Raw genomic sequence first — 17,796 nt, 5'->3', positions numbered from 1 at the left:
GCCCTCAGTTGATGAACCGCAGGTCGTTGATCCAGCCGGCGGACAGCGCCATCACGTAGAAGTCGGTCAAGGCCAGCGTGCCGAGCGTGATCCAGGCGAGCTGCATGTGCCGGACGTTGAGCTTGGAGATGAACGTCCAGAACGCGTAGCGCACCGGGTGCTTCGAGAAGTGCTTGAGCCGGCCGCCGGCGATGTGCCGGCAGGAGTGGCAGGACAGCGTGTATGCCCACAGCATCACCACGTTGCCGACCAGGATGACGTTGCCGAGCCCGAACCCGAAGCCCTCGGGGCTGCGGAAGGCGAGGACGGCGTCCCAGGTGTTGATCAGCGAGATGATGACGGCGGCGTAGAACGCGTAGCGGTGCAGGTTCTGCCCGACCAGCGGGAAGCGGGTCTCGCCGGAGTAGGTCTTGTGGCCGTCGGGGACCGCGCAGGCCGGCGGGGAGAGCCAGAACGCCCGGTAGTAGGCCTTGCGGTAGTAGTAGCAGGTGAGCCGGAACAGCAGCAGGAACGGCAGGGTCATCGCCGCGTCCGGGATGATCCACCAGCCCGGCAGGAAGCGGCCGAAGTGGGCCGCCTCAGGCACGCACCGTTCGGTGACGCAGGGCGAGTAGAACGGGGTCAGGTAATGGAAGTCCTCGACCCAGTACCACTTGTGCATGAAAACTCGGATGGTGGCGTAGGCGACCCAGGCGCCGAGGCCGATGACCGTGATAAGTGGGGGAAGCCACCAGCGGTCCGTACGCAACGTCTTCGCCGAGATCGCGGCGCGCCGCCGCGGTCCGCCCGGCCTCGTTGCCGTAGTCGTCATTACTGTCTCCCTGACGGGGCCCGGTCTGTGCGCCGGGCACGGAAATCAAGGCGGGGTCCGTGGACACGGGGGGCACATCCACGACCTCGCCACCGGGCGCTGCCTCACTGCGCCCACCGCATAACGGCGCAGTCCGGTGCACACGTTACGCCGCACGCGGCCGGCCGCACCCATAACAGCAGCCCGCGTGTGTCCCGCAGGTTACGAAAGAATCTGGCGTAATTCTAGTGTGGATGTGGTTATATCCATCAATATCACTGTTCGTCACAGGTCGGGGGCGGCCAGCCGCCGGACCGTGCCGGCGCACGACGGCGGCCCCTCCACCAGCCGGTCGACCACCGGCCGGCCCTCGCCCGTGCGGGGGGCGATGAAGAACGCGGGGTCGCCGCTCGCCGCCTGCCGGTCGAGGGCGTCGGCGTACGCCACCCGGGCGTCGACCAGGCGCAGCCAGCCCTGCTCCCAGCCGGACCGGTCGTCGAGGTCGTCATCGTCGAGGTCGTCGAGGTCTCCGCCGTCGTGCCGCTGACGCAGTTCGTCGAGTTCGACCAGGAACGGCCGGACCGCCGCGTTCTCGTCGCGGATCGCGGTCGCCCGGCGTTGCGGGGTCGGCGCGGCCCCGGGTGGGGACAGCCGGTTGAGCCTGGTCTCCAGTTCGAGGCAGGCCGTCTGCACGCGGTCGCGCCCGTGGGTGACCCGCTCGACCTCGTCGGCCGTCCGGCCGAGCACGACGGTCAGCCCCGCCGCCCCGACGCACCCCACCAGGACCAGCGTGCCGAACACGCCGGCGGCGATGGCGATCCAGAGCCGGCGGCGGCGATGGGGCCGCTCGTCCGGCCCGGTGGGCACGGTCTTCGCGGCTGACGGGTCGGCGGCCCGGCCGCCGGGACCGCCGGGAGTGGGGTCGGCTCGTCCGCTCGCGGGGGCGTCGTCTGTCACGCCCGACAGTCAAGCATTGATGGGCGACCGTGGCATCCCCCGCGTCGCCCGGTCCGTCGGGTGGCACGGCCGACCATGTCCGTGCCACCCGCAACCGGTTGGCCCTACTCGTGCGGTAAGGCTTACCTAAGCTACGACGACCTGATGGCTGCGTCAACGTCAGCCCGAGGCGCCGCCGGTGAAGTTCCAGGAGGCCAGCCGCATGGCCGGCGCCGACCAGGTCGACGGGTGCCACTCGTCCGGCAGCAGCGTGGCCCGCCGGCCCAGGGCGAGGACCGCACCCGGTGCCAGCGCCTGTGGATAGGACTGGGTGAAGCGCAGGTTGCGGACCGGCCTGGTGACCACCCCGTCCTCGATCAGCCAGACCCCGTTACGGGTCAGGCCGGTCATCACCAGACTGCGCGGGTCGAGCACCCGCGTATACCAGAAGTCGGTGATCAACAGGCCGCGCTCCACCCCGGACACCAGGTCGGCGCTGTCGGAGTCGACCGCCGGACCGGCCACCTCGGTCGGTGCGGGACCGCCGGACGCCGGAACGAGCCCCAGGTTGCCCGCTGCCGGGCCCCACGGGTTGTCGGTCGGCGGCGCGTGCCCGGTCGACGCCGTCCCGGCCGCGGCCGCCGTGCGCCGGTCGTGGGTGACTGCGGTGGTCCGTCCGGCATCGACCAGCGTCAGCGGCGCCCGCGGGGTGCCCTCGTAGTCGAACGGCAGGCCGAGCCCGTTCGGCGCGTCGTCGCGCAGCGTGATCGCCGGATCGAACTGCGGCTTGCCCGGCTCGGCGAACGAACGGCGCTCACCCACCACCTTGCCGTTGAACCCCCACAGCGCCAGGCTCTGCAGCAGGTCGGCGACGGCCGTCGGCTCCAGCACCACCTCGTAGCGGTCCGGTGACAACTCCACCGGATCGGCACCGGCCCGTGCCTTCGCCGCCGCCCGCGCCCCGAGCACGGCACCGTCGAGATCGGCGAGCCGGCCGGACGCGAGCCGGGCCACCCCGTCGGCGCCACCACCGCGGGCGACACCGGCCATCGCGGTCGCCACGGTCCGGCCGGTCACCGCCTGGCCCGCGCTGTTGACGAAGGCCGCCGACCAGTTCCGGGTCAGGCAGTAGCCGGCCGCCTCCAGGCCGGCGGCGGCGTCGACGAACGCGCGTACGCGGGCGGCCCGGTCGTCGGCGGACGCGTTGGCGGTCGCCTCGTCGAACCGCCCCGGATCGACGACCGGGGCCGGCGGGGTCAGCCCCGGCCAGCCCGGATCCGGCGGGCAGACCCGGACGGCGGCGATCACCCGGTCGACCAGGGCCCGCAACCCGGGCTCGTCGACCATGGTCGTGGAGCCGGTGACCGTACGCCCGTCCAGGTGCAGCCGTAGCCGTACGGTGACCGCGGTGTCGGCGACGTTCTGGTGGATCGCCGAGTTGGCGAACCGGGTCAGAGCCTGCGCCACCCGGTCGGTGAAGACCTCCGCCTGGGCGGTCGGCCCGGCGGCCCGCCGGACGAGTTCGACCGTCCGGGCGGCGAGATCCAGTTCGGCCCGGCCCGAGAAGTCGGCGCTCATCCGCGCACCCCGATCCGTACGCCGGTGAACCGGGCGGGCGCCGCCGGATGGCCGGTGTGGCCGACCTGGCCGGGCTGCCCCTTGCCGCAGTCCGGCGTGCCCCACGCGAACGTCTCCGACGACAGCATGTCCATCGAGCGCCAGAACAGCGGCCCGATCCCGGTGTAGGTCGGGTTGCGCAGCATCCGGCCCCGCCGGCCGTTCTTGATCTCCCAGCCGATCTCGCAGCCGAACTGGAAGTTGAGCCGCTGGTCGTCGATCGACCAGGACCGGTTGACGTCCATCAGCACCCCGTCGTCGGTGGCGGCGATCATCTCCTCCAGCGTGTGCGGGCCGGGTTCGAGCCCGACGTTGGTCATCCGCACCATCGGCAGCCGGGACCAGCCGTCGGCGCGTACGCTGCCGGCGTAGTCGAGGCCGGCGGCCGCCGCCGAGTCCCGCCCGGCCAGCACCCCCACCCAGCGCCCCTCGCGTACGGCGTCGCGGCGGGTCGCCGGAGTGCCCTCGTCGTCGAAGCCGAAGCTGCCCAGCGCCCCGGGGATCGTCGGGTCGATGGTCACGTTCATCAGCTCCGAGCCGTAGCGGAGGCTGCCGAGTTGGCCGAGGTCGAGCCAGGAGGTGCCGGCGAAGGCCGCCTCCCAGCCCAGGATCCGGTCGAGTTCGATGGCGTGGCCGACCGACTCGTGGATCTGCAACGCCATCTGCTCGCCGCCGAGGATGAGCGTCGTCTCGCCGGCCGGGCACTGCGGCGCGGTCAGCAGCTCGCGCGCCTCCTGGGCGATCCGCGCCGCGTGGGCGTCGAAGTCCAGCGCCCCGATCAGCTCCCAGCCCTGGGTGCCGTAGTGGCCCGAACTGCTCGGGTACGAGCGGCGCTGCGTCTCGTCGGCTCCGATCGCGGTCGCCCGGATGCCTCCGCCGCACTCCCGGACCCGCTGGTCGACCCGGTGCCCCTCGCTGGAGACGAACCACTTCGTGGTGTCCCAGACCTGGTAGTCGGCCTCGGCCAGGTCGGCACCGTTCGCGCGCATCGTCTCGGTCGCCCGGACCAGCAGGTCGCCCTTGTCGCTCAGCGCGATCGTCAGCGGGTCGATCTCGCACGGCGACGCCCACGAGCCGCTGCGGCCGTCGACCGGGATCAGGCCGCTGTCCCGGCCGGGCACCGTCGCGCTCGCCGCGGCGATCTCCGCGGCCCGGACGCCGGCCGCGCGGGCGGCGGCGTCGGAAAGCTCGGGTACGGCGTAGAAGCCCCAGCTCGAGCCCACCAGTGCCCGTACGCCGATGCCGGCGTCCTCGCTCTGGCCGAGCTGCTCGACCTCGCCGTTGCGGGCCGACATCGACTCGTGGCGGCGGTGCATGACCCGGGCGTCGGCGTAGCGCGCCCCCGCGTCGAGTGCCGCCTGTACGGCCGCGGTGGCCGCGTCGAAATGCGTCATGCGTCTCCTCGCCGGTCGTCGCCGGGTCCCGGCCGGTCGAGCCGGGTCACAGTGAAGCCACTGTAGGCGAGGTGTCGCCCTGCGTCAGGTGTGCAGATCCTCGGGGCGGATGTCGACGGCGACCGGCTCGGTCAGTCGCAGCACCTCGCCGGGCCGCACGACCGCGTGCTCCACGTAGGACACCCCGCGCAGCCGGTAGAGGCGCAGGTTCTTCGTGTCCTGCTCGACGATCAGGTACCAGTCGATCTTCGCGGCGGCGTAGCAGTGCATCTTGAACACCTTGTCGGCGGCCGCGTTGCTCGCCGAGGTGATCTCCGCGATCAGATGCACCGAAGGGGCGTCCACCACCAGCCTGTCCAGGCCCACGTCGTCGATGACGACGACATCGGGGATCACCAGTCGGGCGTCCCTCAGGCGGACATTGATCGCTTCGAGAGCGCGGAGGCCGACTGCGCGTGCCGCTGAGCGAAGCGTCAACCACAACTCGGCGGAGATGTTCTGGTGTCGAAGGGTGGGTGCGGGGGTCATGTGGAGGCTTCCGTCGAAGAGTTCGACGCGTTCGGAGGTCTGGTCGAGGGCGAGGTACTCCTCCTCGGTCCATGGCCCGGCCCGATCGATCCTCGCCACGGTCATCGTCGCCCCTTCCGGCCGCATCCTGGTCGCGGCCACGTTCTCATCATGCCCCGCGCGCGGGAAGGGCGACGGAACAGGTGAATTACCGGGCGGATCCGCTTCGGTGCGGCCCGGGCCCGGGTTATTGACCTGGGTTCATGCCTGATGCACAGTCGTTACGCCGGGCGGGGTGGCCCGCCGACCCTCCGTAGATTATTTTCACGGTCAGAGGCTCATTGCAGGTTCCTTTCGCGGTCGTCGTCGATGCCGCCCGCGTCCGGGGGGACGGGGGAGCCGACGAGGGGAGGCGGCATGAGCGAGCAGCCGGTCGGCCTTGTCAAGGCCGCGGCGGAGCCGGACGAGAGCCCGCCGCCGGACGCCCCGGTAGGAAAGGCGGCGGATCGGGTCGACATCGTCGGCCGGTCGCCCGGCCAGCTCGCCTGGCGGCGGCTGCGCCGCGACAAGGTCGCCATGGTCAGCGGCGGGATGCTGGTGTTCTTCGTCCTGGTGGCGATGGCCGCGCCGCTGATCGAGCGGCTCTACGGCAAGGGGCCGCTCGACCGCTTCCCGGCGCGGCTGGACCGCAACGGCTTCCCGCTCGGCTACGCCGGTGTGGACGCCGACCACTGGCTGGGCATCCAGCCCAACATCGGCCGCGACGTCTTCATCCAGCTCGTCTACGGGCTGCGCACCTCGCTGATGGTGGCGTTCACCGCGGCGGTGCTGACCATCGCGCTCGGCATCCTGATCGGCATCTTCGCCGGCTACGTCGGCGGCCGGTTCGACGCGGTCGTGACCTGGTTCGTCGACCTGACGATGGCGTTCCCGTTCTACATCTTCTGCTTCGCGTTCATCCCGGTGGCGGTGAACCAGTTCTACGGGGTGCGTGACGCCGAGCCGACCTGGTTCCGGCCCGTACTGCTGATCATGATCTTCGTGATGTTCAACTGGACCTACACCGCGCGGTTGGTCCGCGGCCAGGTGCTGTCGCTGCGGGAGCGGGACTTCGTCGAGGCGGCGCGGGCGTCCGGGGCGGGTCTCGGGCACATCATGTTCCGCCAGTTGCTGCCCAACCTGTGGGCGCCGATCCTGGTCACCTTCTCACTCAACGTGCCGGCGCTGATCACCGCCGAGGCGGCCCTGTCGTTCCTCGGCATCGGCATTCTCGAGCCGACGCCCGACCTCGGCCGGCTGATCAGCGAGAGCGTCCGGTTCGTCCGCGAGGTGCCGACCTTCACCCTGGTCGGCGGCACCACCCTCTTCCTGCTGGTGCTCTCCTTCAACCTCTTCGGCGACGCGCTGCGCGACGCGCTCGACCCGAAGTCGGACCGGTAGGGGGCGGCGTGCTGCGGTTCGTCATCAAGAAGCTGCTGCTCGCGGTCAGCACCCTGCTCGCGGTGAGCGTGCTGACGTTCGGGCTGTTCTTCGCCGTACCGAACAACCCGGCCGAGCTGATGTGCGGCAACCAGAAGGTGTGCAGCCCGGACCGGCTCGCCATGATCGAGTCCCGGATGGGGCTGGACGCCCCGGTGCCGCAGCAGTACGGCGAGTTCATGAAGGGAATCTTCGTCGGGCGTACGTTCGGCGAGGGCGACGCGGCCCGGGAGTGCCCGGCGCCCTGTCTCGGCTTCTCGTTCCGCAACGACGAGCCGGTCTCGGAGATCGTCGGCCGGACCCTGCCGGTGACGCTGAGCATCGTCTCGGGCGCGGCCGTGGTGTGGCTGCTCATCGGCATCACCGTCGGCATGGTGTCCGCGCTGCGCCGGGGGACGGTGTTCGACCGGGGCGCGGTCGGCGTCTCGCTGATCGGTGCCTCGATGCCGATCCTGCTCTTCGGTCCGCTGCTGCTGATCGTGTTCGTCTACGAGTCCGGCCTGCTCGGCTACCCGACCTATGTGCCGATCACCGACAACCCGTTGGCCTGGGCGAGCGCGATGATCCTGCCCTGGATCGCGCTCGGCTTCCTCAACTCCGCGTCGTACGCCCGGCTGTCGCGGGCGCAGATGGTGGAGACGCTGTCGGAGGACTTCGTCCGTACGGCCCGGGCGAAGGGCCTGTCCAAAGGCCGGGTGCACGTGCGGCACGCGCTGCGGGCGGCGATCACGCCGATCGTCACCATCGCCGGCCTCGACCTCGGCACCTACCTGGGCGGCACGGTGATCACCGAGACGATCTTCGGGTTCACCGGGCTGGGCAAGGCGTCGCTGAACGCCGCGATCAACCTCGACATGCCGGTCGTGATGGCCACCGTGCTGCTGGCCGCGGTCTTCATCGTCGTCGCCAACGTCGTCGTCGACGCCCTCTACGCGGTGATCGATCCGAGGGTGCGGCTGGGCTGACCGGCCGCGCCGGCGGCGCTCCGATCATCGATCGGACTCGTTGTCCACGCGTTATCCGAAAGAAATATACATTCATCATCATCTAGGCGGAGGATTTCTTCGTCTTCCAGTATCGGGAGGGACGACTGATGCGACCAAGACGTGCGGTTGCCGCGACGGGCGTGGCCCTGGTCCTGGCGTCGGCGTTGGCCGCGTGCTCGGAGAACACCGGCGAGTCCGGTACCGAGGACGAGAAGGTCCAGCAGAAGACCAGCGCCATCGCCACCGATCCGAAGGAGTCGCAGGGGCCGGCGCCCGAGGTGCCCGGCGCCAAGCGCGGCGGCACCATCCGGGTGATCCAGCAGAGCGACTTCGAGCACCTCGACCCGCAGCGGACCTACACCGTCAACGCGATGGCGGCGCAGCACATGATCGTGCGGACGCTGACCCAGTTCCGCGAGGACGGCGAGGGCAAGCTCACCCTGATCGGCGACCTGGCCGAGACCCCCGGCACCGACGTCAACAACGACTGCAAGGTCTGGGAATACAAGCTCAAGAAGGGCATCAAGTACGAGGACGGCACCGAGGTCAAGGCCGCCGACGTCGCGTACGGCATCGCCCGCTCCTTCGAGGAGACCATCGACGGCGGCGCCACCTACATCCAGGAGTGGCTGGCCGACAGCCCGGCCTACAACGAGACCTACAAGGGTCCGTACACCTCCGGCAACACCGACGTCCCGGGCCTCGAGGTCCGCGACGACCACACCCTGGTCTTCACCTTCAACCAGCCGCACTGCGACCTGCCGTTCGCGGTGTCGCTCCCGACCACCGCGCCGGTGCCGCCGGCCAAGGACACCAAGACCGAGTACGACCGGCGGATCTTCTCGTCCGGGCCGTACAAGATCAAGGAGTACATCAAGGACACCCGCCTGGTGCTGGAGCGCAACGAGCACTGGGACGCCGCCACCGACCCGCTGCGGCACGACTACCCGGACAGCTACGTCTGGGAGATCGGCCCGGACAACACCGCGCAGACCGAGCGGATCATCGCCGACGCCGGTGACGACGCCTACTCGATCAGCAGCAACGGCGCCCCGCAGGCCCTGGTCAACCAGGTGCTGAACAACGCGGCGCTCAAGGAGCGCACGATCTCCACGTCGCAGCCGTTCGTCTACTACCTGAGCATCAACAACGAGCGGATCACCGACATCAACGTCCGCAAGGCCATCGCGTACGCCATCGACAAGCAGGGCATCGTGCTGACCCAGGGTGGCGACGCCGGTGGCAAGGTGACGCACACGCTGCTGGCCGACACCACGATCGGCTGGACGGAATACCCGAACCCGTACGACGGCGGCCCGAACGGCAACCCGGAGAAGGCGAAGGAACTGCTCGCCGGCAAGCAGCCGGAGTTGGTGATGATGGCCCGGTCCAGCGCTTTCGGCCAGAGCACCCACCCGGTGGTCAAGGAGAGCCTGGAGAAGGCCGGCTTCAAGGTCACCGTCAAGACCGTCGAGACGCCGCAGCACAATCCGATCGCCCGGACCCGGGGCAACGAGTACGACATCTACATCTCCAACTGGGCCGCCGACTGGCCGAGCGCCGCGTCGACGATCCCGGTGCTGTGGGACGGTCGAGGGCTCGGCCCGCAGGGCAACTCGAACGTGTCGTACTTCAACTCCGACGAGGTCAACACCAAGATCGACGAGGCGGCGGCGCTGCCGGCCGGTGAGGCCGGTCCGCGCTGGGCCGAGATCGACCAGCTGATCATGGAGAAGTACGTGCCGGTCGTGCCGCTCTTCCAGAGCAAGTTCACCGGCGTCTACGGCTCGAAGGTCGGCGGGGTCTTCCTCTCCGACAACATCGGAACCCACATCCTCTACAACGCGTACGCGAAGTAGCCGGACCGGGGTGCCGCCCGTTCGGGCGGCGCCCCGCCGCGCTCACAGCGCCCGGCGGACGAAGTCCAGTTCCAGCCGCAGCAGGCGGCCGGTCGTGCCGTCCGCGGCGGCGGACCCGGTCGCCGGCAGCGGGAGCACCGAGTGCGGCCGCCCGGTCGACAGCAGCGCCGCCGACAGGCGCAGCGTGTGCGCCGGCACCACGTGCCGGTCGGCGAGACCGTGGATCAGCAACAGCGGGCGGGCGTCGTCGGGCACCACGACCGGTTCCTGGGCCAGCTCGACCAGGCTGTGGTGGGCGTAGACCTCGGTCGCGTCGGCCGGCAGCCCCAGGTAGCGCTCGCTGTAGGCGGTGTCGTGGAGGGTCCAGTCGGTCACCGGCGTCCCGGCGATCCCGCACCGGAAGAGGTCCGGCCGGCGTAGCAGCGCCAGACCGGCGAGCCAGCCGCCGAACGAGAAGCCGCGGATCGCCACCCGCGCCAGGTCCAGGTCGGGATGCTTGCCGGCCAGCGTGGTCAGCCCCTCGACCTGGTCGGTGAGCATCACGTCCGCCAGCCGCCGGTGCACCGCCTTCTCGAACGACGGAGCCACGCCGGGCGTACCCCGGTTGTCGACGGTGACCACCGCGAACCCGGCGTCGGCCCACCACTGCCGCTCCAGCCAGGCCGACCGCTCGGCCCGCACCTCCTGCCGGCCCGGAGCGCCGTTGACGTCGACCAGCACCGGCAGCCGCCGCCCGGCGACGTGGCTGCGCGGATAGAGCACCGCCGCCGGCAGCCGCCGGTCGGTGACCCGTTCCAGGACCGGTCGCGGCGCGTACGGCGCGGACGCGGCGAGCGACCTGAGCTCGGTCACCTCGACGTCGTCGTGCCACACCGTCCAGCGGGTGCCCGCCCGGTCCAGCGACCCTGCCCCGACCACCACCGTCGTGCCGCCGACCGCCCCGACGTGCCAGCCCGGCTCCGGGGTCAGCCGGCGGATCTCGATCCCGCCCGCGCCGACCGTCGTACGCACCCGGAAGAGGTGCTGCTGGCTCGGTTCGCCGTCGCTCGCCTCGACCAGCAGGTCGGGTGCCCCGCCGCCGCCGGACAGCCGGCCGACGACCCGCCGTACGTAGAGGGACGGCGGGGTCAGCAGGGTGCCGTCGGCGAAGAGGCACCGCGCGTCGTAGCCGTCGTGGGCCAGCTCGCCGCCGACCAGCACCCGACCGTCGGGCAGGTGCACCGGGGTGCCGGCGACCGGCTCGACCCAGCGCGGGTCGGCGAGTTCGGCGTGCACCTGCGTCTCGCCGGTGCGGGGATCCACGGCCAGCACCAGCCCGTGCTGCTGCAACCGGCGCAGCACGGTGATCAGCGGCCCGCCCTCGACCCAGTGCACCGAGACCAGGTAGGGGTAGGTCTCCCGGTCCCAGTGCACGTCGACCCACCCGCCGTCCAGGTCGAGCAGGTGCAGGCTGACCTGGGCGTTCGGGCCACCGGCCTGCGGATGGACGTACGTCCGCGGCGGCTCGTCGGGGTGGGCCGGGTCGTGCCGGTGCCAGCGGGCCAGGCGCGAGTCGTCGACGCGGGCGGCGAGGATCGACCGGCCGTCCGGCGCCCACCAGTAGCCGCGGTCGCGGCCGAAGTCCGCCGCCGCGACCTGCTCGGCCACCCCCCAGCGTGTCCCGTTGTCCTCACCGGCGAGCAGCGTGTCGTCGCCGTCCGGCCCGACGACCCGCAGCGTGCCGTCGGTGACGTAGGCGATGCGGGTGCCGGTCGGGTCGGGCCGGGGATCGGCCACCGGCCCCGGCGCCGGGACCTCGACCACCCCGCCGTCGACCAGGTCGGCGCGGAAGAGGCGGCCGGCGAGCGCGAACGCGGCGACCCGCGCCGCCGGGTCGGTCGCGTAGCCGGCGATGCCCTCGACGGTCGCCGCGTCGTCGAGCAGCACGCCCGGGGCCGCGACCAGGTGCTCGGTCGCCGTCACCACGTCGAGCCGCCAGAGGGCGTCGGCCGGGTCCCGCGGCCCGGTGGACCGCAGGAAGAGCACCCGGGCGCCGTCCCCGGCGACGGTCACCGCCCGCGGCGCACCGCTGGTGAACCGCCTGGTCTGCGCCGCCAGCTCGGGAAAGTCCACACCCGGATCGTAGGCCCGTGTGTTTGCCCGTGGGGCCGGTCGCGGCAGTCGACGCGCGGGTCGGCGTACGGGCGCTGCGGCCGGCCGCGACTGGACGGCGCGTAGAGTGACGCGGGTGGCACGACGACTGATGCTGGTCCACGCCCACCCCGACGACGAGGCGATCGGGACCGGGGCGACGATGGCCCTCTATGCGGCGGGTGGCGCCCAGGTGACCCTGGTGACCTGCACGCTCGGTGAAGAAGGCGAGATCCACGTGCCGGCGCTGGCCGGCCTCGCCGCCGCCGAGGCCGACCAGCTCGGCGGCTACCGGTTCGCCGAACTGGACGCGGCGTGCCGGGCCCTGGGGGTCGCCGACCACCGGTTCCTCGGCGGCGCCGGGCGCTACCGCGACTCCGGGATGATGGGGCTGCCCACCAACGACAACCCGCGCGCGTTCTGGCGGGCCGATCTCGACGAGGCCGCCGGGCACCTGGTCGAGATCATGCGGGAGACCCGCCCGCAGGTGCTGGTCACCTACGACCCCAACGGCTTCTACGGCCACCCCGACCACATCCAGGCACACCGGGTGGCGATGCGGGCGGCCGAGATCGCGACGGTCGAGGGCTTCGGCCCGGCCAAGATCTACTGGACGGCGATGCCGCGCAGCGTGCTCGAGGCCGGCCTGGCCGCGTTCGGGGCGTCGACCGACAACCCGTTCGCCGGCATCGACGACGTCGACGGCTTCCCGTTCGGCACCCCCGACGAGCAGATCGCGGCCCGGATCGACGGCACCGACTGGCACGCCGCGAAGGAGGCGGCGATGCGGGCCCACGCGACCCAGATCCCGGACACCTCCTGGCTCTACTCGATCGCCGGCAACTTCGGCAGCGAGTTCATGGGTGTGGAGTACTACACGCTCGCGGTCGGCGAGAAGGGGCCGGGCAGCGGGCCGCACGGCTGGGAGAGCGACCTGTTCGCCGGGCTGCCGGATCCCGCCGACGTCACCCCGCCGACCCAGGCCGGCAGCACACCGCCCCCGGCCGAGGCCGGCGCGCCACTGCGCGCCGGGGCACGGTGACCGGCCCCGGCCCGGCACCGCTGATGACACCCGAGGCGCCGTCCGGGGCTCAGCCGCCCGAACCGGAAAAGCCCCCGGCGTACGCCGCGGCCGTCGACCTCGCCCTGCGGGTGGTGGGTGGCGTCCTCGCCGTGGTGGCGGCCCTGCTGACCGCCGTGCTCGAACTGCTCTTCGCGACCGTGCGCGTCGGTGGTCACCTGATCGGGGTGTCCGCGCTGATCGCACTCGTCGCCAACCTGGCCCTGAGCTGGTTCGCCTACCGCGCGGTCGGCAAGCGGTGGGCGGTCGCCCTGCCGGCCCTCACCTGGTTCGCGATCATGGTCGTGGCGGCCGGCCGCACCGACGAGGGCGACCTGCTGCTGACCGGCGACAACTGGGTGGGGCTGGCGACCATCGTCACCGGCTCGATGGCGTTTGCCATCATGGGCTTCCGGTTGATCCTGTCGCCGGCGCGCTGACCGCGCCACCCGCCGCCGGACACCAATGGTGTCCAAGCGGTTATCCGTACCACCTGGCGGATCATCCACGGGAACGGTAAGAGTTCTAGCGGGAAGTTCACCTGGATGTCGGGAGGGCGTGCAATGAAGGACCGTTGGGTGCCGATCGGGGTGCTCGCAGGGGCGCTGTTCCTGGTGAACGTCGTCGCCCGGTTGGTCACCCGGTTCGGGTTCGACGCCAATCCCGAGGTCGAGGACCGGGTCTCGCTCGGCATGTTCGCCGTCATCGCGGTGATCCTGGCGGTGCTCGCGTTCCTCTGGGGGCAGCGGCACCCGCTGTCGAGGTGGGCCGCCGACGTGGCCGGCGCGGTGCTCGTCGCCATGCTCCTGACGGTCTTCGTCGGTCCGTTCGTCAGCGGCTCGTACCCGTTCGCCAACGGGGCCGGCTCGTTCTTCTCGCAGATCTGGCTCTACGCCGCGTTCACCTTCGGCGGCACCGTGGTCGGCTACCTCGTGCTGATCGCGCTCGGTCGCGACTACCGCTCCCGGTCGCTGCAGCAGTACAGCGAGGCCAAGCTGGCCAAGCCCCGGCGGGTCGTCCGGCGCTGACCCGCGCCGGACGTCGCGGTCACGGCACGACGCGGGCGCTGATCCGCGCCGGTCGTCACGGCGCGACGCGGGTCAGATACGTGTGGTGGGTGGTGAAGCCGAGCCGCCCGTAGAGCGTGACCGCCGGCGTGTTGCGCTCCTCGACCTGCAGGAAGGCGTCGGTCGCCCCCGCCCCGGCCGCCCATCGGGCGAGCGCCCCGATCATGTGTGCGGCCAAGCCGCGCCGGCGGGCGGTAGGGACCACCTCGACCAGCCCGATGCCCAGCCAGCGTCCGCCGCCGGTGATCGTGCCGCGGGCGGTGCCGGCCAGTTCGCCGTCGTCGTGCAGGTGGACGAAACAGACCCGGTCGACAGCGGTCAGCAGGTGGTGCGCGGCGTCCGGCAGACCACCCTTGCGGCCGGCGGCGACGGCCAGCCAGTCCGCGGACGGTGCCGGCTCCAGCCGTGCTTCCGGCAGGTCGTCGCGGGGCGGCAGGACCGCCAGCAGGTCGGTCAGGCCGGTGGTGCGGACCAGCGTCAACGGCCGCGCGTCCCAGCCCCGCTCGTCGAGCGCCACGCCGACCGGTCCGGCCAGCGGGAGCGGCACGTTGATCATCGCGGGCTGGCCACGGGTGGCGTACCAGTCCTGGACGGCGTCGACGGCCGCGTCCAGGGGCCGGTCGGGGTCGCCGACCGGCAGCGCCGAGTTGCCCCGCCCGGTCCAGCCCTGTGCGCTGCGTAGCAGCCAGTCGCCGAGCCGGTCCTGATCCGGTGCCGGCCACGCCTCGTTGGCCGCGAGTTCGAGGGCCACGACGTCCGCGGCGGTCGGGCGCCGCGAGGCGGGTACGCGCTTGGCCCGGTGCACCTCGGTCAGCGGTACGCTCAGCGGGCCAGTGGAGGTGGCGATGGTGAGATGTGTCTCGGTGAGATCGACGAGTTCGCCGAGCGCGTCGGAATACAGGGCTCTATCGTTTCGGACCCCGACAATTCGCCGGACCACGACCCGATGTCCCACATCCTGCTGCCTGAGCACGATCGACCCCCTCCCCGGCGAGATACTAGGCTCTTACCGCCGCGGATGATCGCGGCGTAGCTTGCGGAGGAGATGACCCGTGACGTACATCATCGCCGAGCCGTGCGTGGATGTGCTCGACAAGGCGTGCATCGAGGAGTGCCCGGTCGACTGCATCTACGAGGGCAACCGGATGCTCTACATCCACCCCGACGAGTGTGTCGACTGCGGGGCGTGCGAGCCGGTCTGCCCGGTCGAGGCGATCTTCTACGAGGACGACGTCCCGGAGAACTGGAAGGACTACACCACCGCCAACTACGAGTTCTTCGAGGACCTCGGCTCGCCCGGTGGTGCGTCGAAGGTCGGCAAGGTGGAGAAGGACGCGACGTTCGTCGCGGCGCAGCCGCCTCGCGGCGAGGGCCACTGAGCGGCGTGCCGGCCGACACACCGGCGGCGGGCCCACCGGTCACCGCCGTCTCGGCGGGGCTGCCCGACTTCCCGTGGGATCTGCTCGAGCCGGCCAAGCGGCTCGCCGCCGGGCACCCGGACGGCATCGTCGACCTGTCGATCGGCACGCCCGTCGACCCGGTTCCGGCGCTGATCCGGGCTGCCCTCGACGCGGCCTCGGACGCGCCGGGCTACCCGCTCACCGCCGGCACGCCGGCACTGCGGGCGGCGATCACCCGGTGGCTCGGCCGGTCCTGTGGTGCCGCCGCCGACGGGCTGGGTGTGCTGCCGCTGATCGGGTCCAAGGAACTGGTCGCGTGGCTGCCCACCCTGCTCGGCGTACGCGCCGGTGACGTCGTCGTCCTGCCGCAGGTCGGCTACCCGACGTACGAGGTCGGGGCGCGGCTGGCCGGGGCGACCGTGGTGCGTACCGACTCGCTGACCGCGATCGGCCCGACCCCGCGGGTGCGCCTCGTCTGGGTCAACTCGCCGTCCAACCCGACCGGCCGGGTGCTGCCCGCGGCCCACCTGCGCAAGGTCGTCGACTGGGCGCGGGAGCGCGGCGCGGTCGTCGCCAGCGACGAGTGCTACCTGTCGCTGGGCTGGGAGGACGAGCCGGTCTCGATCCTCGATCCGCGGGTCTGCGACGGCTCGTACGACGGGCTCCTGGCCGTCCACTCGCTGTCCAAGCGCTCCAACCTGGCCGGCTACCGGGCCGGCTTCCTGGGCGGTGACCCGGCCCTGGTCGCCGAGCTGCTGGCCGTACGCAAGCACGCCGGAATGATCATGCCGGCACCGGTGCAGGCGGCCATGATCGCCGCGCTCGACGACGAGACGCACGTCCAGGAACAGCGCGGGCGCTACGCCGCCCGGCGTGAACTGCTGCGGGCCGCGCTCACCGGTGCCGGTTTCGAGCTGTCGCATTCCGAGGCCGGGCTCTACCTCTGGGCGACCCGGGGTGAGGAGTGCTGGGCGACGGTCACCTGGCTGGCCGAGCGGGGCATCCTGGCCGCGCCGGGCGCGTTCTACGGCCCGGCGGGGGAGCGGCACGTCCGGGTCGCGCTGACGGCCACCGACGAGCGGGTCGCCACGGCGGTCGAGCGGCTCGCCCGCTGACCTTCCCGGCGCCCGCCGCCCCGGGTGGCTAGGCTGAGGTCATGGTCGATGGTCCGGTTCTGGCGGTACGCGGCGAGGCGACGCGGGAGGTCCCACCGGAGGTGGCCCGGTTCGCGGTGACGGTGGCGGCCCGGGACCGTGACCGGCAGGCGACCCTGACCCGGCTCGGCGAGCGGGCCGCCGCGGTCCGCGCCCTGATCGACGGCTACGGCGACGCGATCGAACGCCGGGAGACCGGCACCCTGCAGGTGCGCCCGGAGCTGAAGCGCTCCGGCGAGCGGGTGGTCGCCTACCAGGGCTCGGTCACCACCACGGTGACCGTCACCGACTTCACCGTCCTCGGCGAACTGATGTTGCGTCTCGCCGATCAGGAGCAGACCAGTGTCGCCGGCCCCTGGTGGGAGCTGCGCCCGACCAGCCCGGCCTACCGCGACGCCCGCCGGGCGGCGATCGACGAGGCGCTCGCCCGGGCGCGGGAGTACGCCGGGGCGCTCGGTGCCCGGGTCACCGCCCTGCTCGAACTCGCCGACACCGGCATGACCAACCAGCCGATGATGACCCGGGCCGCGTTCCATCTCGACGCGATGGGGAAGGGCGGGGCACCCGAACTCGACCTCGACCCGCAGGTGCAGACGGTGCAGGCCAGTGTGGAGGCCAGGTTCTCGATCAGCGAACCGACGGTGCTGGCCGACTGACCGGCGCGGCGGCCCGCGCCGGCGGCGGTGGCCGGGTGGGATAGTCGGCCGGTGACCGATCCCAGCCTGATCGCCCGCGCCCGTGCCCTCGCCGACGCGGGCCCACGCCAGCTGCTCGGCATCGCCGGTGCGCCCGGCGCCGGCAAGTCCACCCTGGCCGCCGGGATCGTCGCCGCCCTGGGAGACATGGCCGCCCTGGTGCCGATGGACGGTTTCCATCTCGCCGGGGCCGAACTGCACCGGCTCGGCCGGCAGGCCCGCAAGGGCGCGATCGACACCTTCGACGGCGCGGGTTATGTCGCACTGCTACGTCGGCTGCGGTTTCCCGACGACGCCACGGTCTACGCCCCGGAGTTCCGCCGCGAGATCGAGGAGCCCGTCGCCGGGGCCGTCCCGGTGCCGCCGTCGGTACGGCTGGTCGTCACCGAGGGCAACTACCTGCTCGTGCCCGAGCACCCGTGGGACGGCGTACGGTCGCTGCTCGACGAGGTGTGGTTCCTCGATCCCGGCGAGGACGTACGGCTGCGCCGGCTGACCGAGCGGCACGTGCGGTACGGCCGTGACCTCGCCGAAGCCACCGCCCGCGCGTACGGGTCCGACCAGGTGAACGCGGAACGGATCGCCGCCACCGCCGGTCGGGCCGACCTGGTGCTCAGGCCGGGGTCCTCCGTGGATCGATGATCTGCCAGATATCGGTCACAATCAGTGTCCGGCGGGGTGATGGCGGAGCGTGGGCCGGGCTGGTAAACCAAAGCGGCGGA

General features: G+C 71.9%; 17 protein-coding genes. 10 read left to right on the top strand and 7 right to left on the bottom strand.

Features of this window, described 5'->3' with window-relative positions; translation table 11 throughout:
* Positions 1–4: 4 nt before the first annotated feature.
* The 5 genes from AB0M79_RS33895 to AB0M79_RS33875 all read right to left on the bottom strand — a co-directional run bounded on the left by AB0M79_RS33895 (position 5) and on the right by AB0M79_RS33875 (position 5,370).
* Positions 5–811, bottom strand: a complete 807-nt coding sequence (locus AB0M79_RS33895; RefSeq protein ID WP_364222084.1) for a hypothetical protein — start codon at positions 809–811, stop codon at positions 5–7.
* A gap of 264 nt (positions 812–1,075) precedes the next feature.
* Positions 1,076–1,747: a hypothetical protein gene (locus AB0M79_RS33890; RefSeq protein ID WP_364222081.1), complete on the bottom strand. Its 672-nt coding sequence runs from the start codon at positions 1,745–1,747 to the stop codon at positions 1,076–1,078.
* Between the two features lie 159 nt (positions 1,748–1,906).
* The gene (locus tag AB0M79_RS33885) at positions 1,907–3,304 is read right to left on the bottom strand and encodes a metallopeptidase TldD-related protein (RefSeq protein WP_364222078.1); all 1,398 of its coding nucleotides are present in this window, start codon (positions 3,302–3,304) and stop codon (positions 1,907–1,909) included.
* Complete coding sequence (locus tag AB0M79_RS33880; RefSeq protein WP_364222075.1) at positions 3,301–4,737, bottom strand: TldD/PmbA family protein; 1,437 nt, start codon at positions 4,735–4,737, stop codon at positions 3,301–3,303. Before AB0M79_RS33880 ends, AB0M79_RS33885 begins: the two co-directional genes overlap by 4 nt.
* A gap of 84 nt (positions 4,738–4,821) precedes the next feature.
* Positions 4,822–5,370 carry a Uma2 family endonuclease gene (locus tag AB0M79_RS33875; RefSeq protein ID WP_364222072.1) on the bottom strand — a complete coding sequence of 183 codons (549 nt, stop codon included), beginning with the start codon at positions 5,368–5,370 and terminating at the stop codon, positions 4,822–4,824.
* A 291-nt stretch (positions 5,371–5,661) separates the two neighbouring features.
* Here AB0M79_RS33875 and AB0M79_RS33870 point away from each other — a divergent pair, with 291 nt between their 5' ends.
* The 3 genes from AB0M79_RS33870 to AB0M79_RS33860 all read left to right on the top strand — a co-directional run bounded on the left by AB0M79_RS33870 (position 5,662) and on the right by AB0M79_RS33860 (position 9,568).
* Entirely contained in the window at positions 5,662–6,684 is a 1,023-nt protein-coding gene (locus AB0M79_RS33870; RefSeq protein ID WP_364222069.1) for an ABC transporter permease, read from the top strand.
* 8 nt (positions 6,685–6,692) lie between these two features.
* Positions 6,693–7,688 (top strand): ABC transporter permease, encoded by a 996-nt coding sequence (locus AB0M79_RS33865; RefSeq protein WP_364222066.1) that lies wholly within the window; start codon positions 6,693–6,695, stop codon positions 7,686–7,688.
* Positions 7,689–7,816: 128 nt separating this feature from the next.
* Positions 7,817–9,568, top strand: a complete 1,752-nt coding sequence (locus AB0M79_RS33860; protein WP_364222063.1) for an ABC transporter substrate-binding protein — start codon at positions 7,817–7,819, stop codon at positions 9,566–9,568.
* Positions 9,569–9,610: 42 nt separating this feature from the next.
* Here AB0M79_RS33860 and AB0M79_RS33855 read toward each other — a convergent pair whose 3' ends face one another.
* The gene (locus AB0M79_RS33855) at positions 9,611–11,680 is read right to left on the bottom strand and encodes a prolyl oligopeptidase family serine peptidase (RefSeq protein WP_364222060.1); all 2,070 of its coding nucleotides are present in this window, start codon (positions 11,678–11,680) and stop codon (positions 9,611–9,613) included.
* Between the two features lie 130 nt (positions 11,681–11,810).
* Here AB0M79_RS33855 and mshB point away from each other — a divergent pair, with 130 nt between their 5' ends.
* From mshB to AB0M79_RS33840, 3 genes are all read left to right on the top strand, one after another.
* On the top strand, positions 11,811–12,740 hold the full coding sequence (mshB, locus tag AB0M79_RS33850) for an N-acetyl-1-D-myo-inositol-2-amino-2-deoxy-alpha-D-glucopyranoside deacetylase (RefSeq protein ID WP_364222129.1): 930 nt from the start codon (positions 11,811–11,813) through the stop codon (positions 12,738–12,740).
* Positions 12,741–12,763: 23 nt separating this feature from the next.
* Positions 12,764–13,198 carry a hypothetical protein gene (locus AB0M79_RS33845; protein WP_364222057.1) on the top strand — a complete coding sequence of 145 codons (435 nt, stop codon included), beginning with the start codon at positions 12,764–12,766 and terminating at the stop codon, positions 13,196–13,198.
* A gap of 123 nt (positions 13,199–13,321) precedes the next feature.
* A complete protein-coding gene (locus AB0M79_RS33840; RefSeq protein WP_364222054.1) occupies positions 13,322–13,786 on the top strand; it encodes a hypothetical protein in 465 nt (154 codons plus the stop codon).
* 55 nt (positions 13,787–13,841) lie between these two features.
* Here the strand turns inward: AB0M79_RS33840 and AB0M79_RS33835 are convergent, their stop codons facing one another.
* Positions 13,842–14,798: a GNAT family N-acetyltransferase gene (locus AB0M79_RS33835; RefSeq protein WP_364222051.1), complete on the bottom strand. Its 957-nt coding sequence runs from the start codon at positions 14,796–14,798 to the stop codon at positions 13,842–13,844.
* Between the two features lie 79 nt (positions 14,799–14,877).
* On the opposite strand from AB0M79_RS33835, the gene fdxA reads away from it, so the two are divergent.
* The 4 genes from fdxA to AB0M79_RS33815 are packed head-to-tail and all read left to right on the top strand — an operon-like array spanning position 14,878 to position 17,716.
* Entirely contained in the window at positions 14,878–15,204 is a 327-nt protein-coding gene (gene fdxA / locus AB0M79_RS33830; protein ID WP_212826598.1) for a ferredoxin, read from the top strand.
* Between the two features lie 5 nt (positions 15,205–15,209).
* Positions 15,210–16,340: a succinyldiaminopimelate transaminase gene (dapC, locus tag AB0M79_RS33825; RefSeq protein WP_364222046.1), complete on the top strand. Its 1,131-nt coding sequence runs from the start codon at positions 15,210–15,212 to the stop codon at positions 16,338–16,340.
* Between the two features lie 41 nt (positions 16,341–16,381).
* Positions 16,382–17,035, top strand: a complete 654-nt coding sequence (locus AB0M79_RS33820; RefSeq protein WP_364222043.1) for an SIMPL domain-containing protein — start codon at positions 16,382–16,384, stop codon at positions 17,033–17,035.
* Positions 17,036–17,062: 27 nt separating this feature from the next.
* Positions 17,063–17,716: a nucleoside/nucleotide kinase family protein gene (locus AB0M79_RS33815; RefSeq protein WP_364222040.1), complete on the top strand. Its 654-nt coding sequence runs from the start codon at positions 17,063–17,065 to the stop codon at positions 17,714–17,716.
* The last annotated feature ends 80 nt before the right edge of the window (positions 17,717–17,796 follow it).

The organism is Polymorphospora sp. NPDC051019, assembly GCF_040683055.1.
Classification (GTDB): domain Bacteria; phylum Actinomycetota; class Actinomycetes; order Mycobacteriales; family Micromonosporaceae; genus Polymorphospora; species Polymorphospora lycopeni.
Note: the sequence above shows the minus strand (reverse complement) of the source record. Positions and strands in the feature narration are given on the sequence as shown.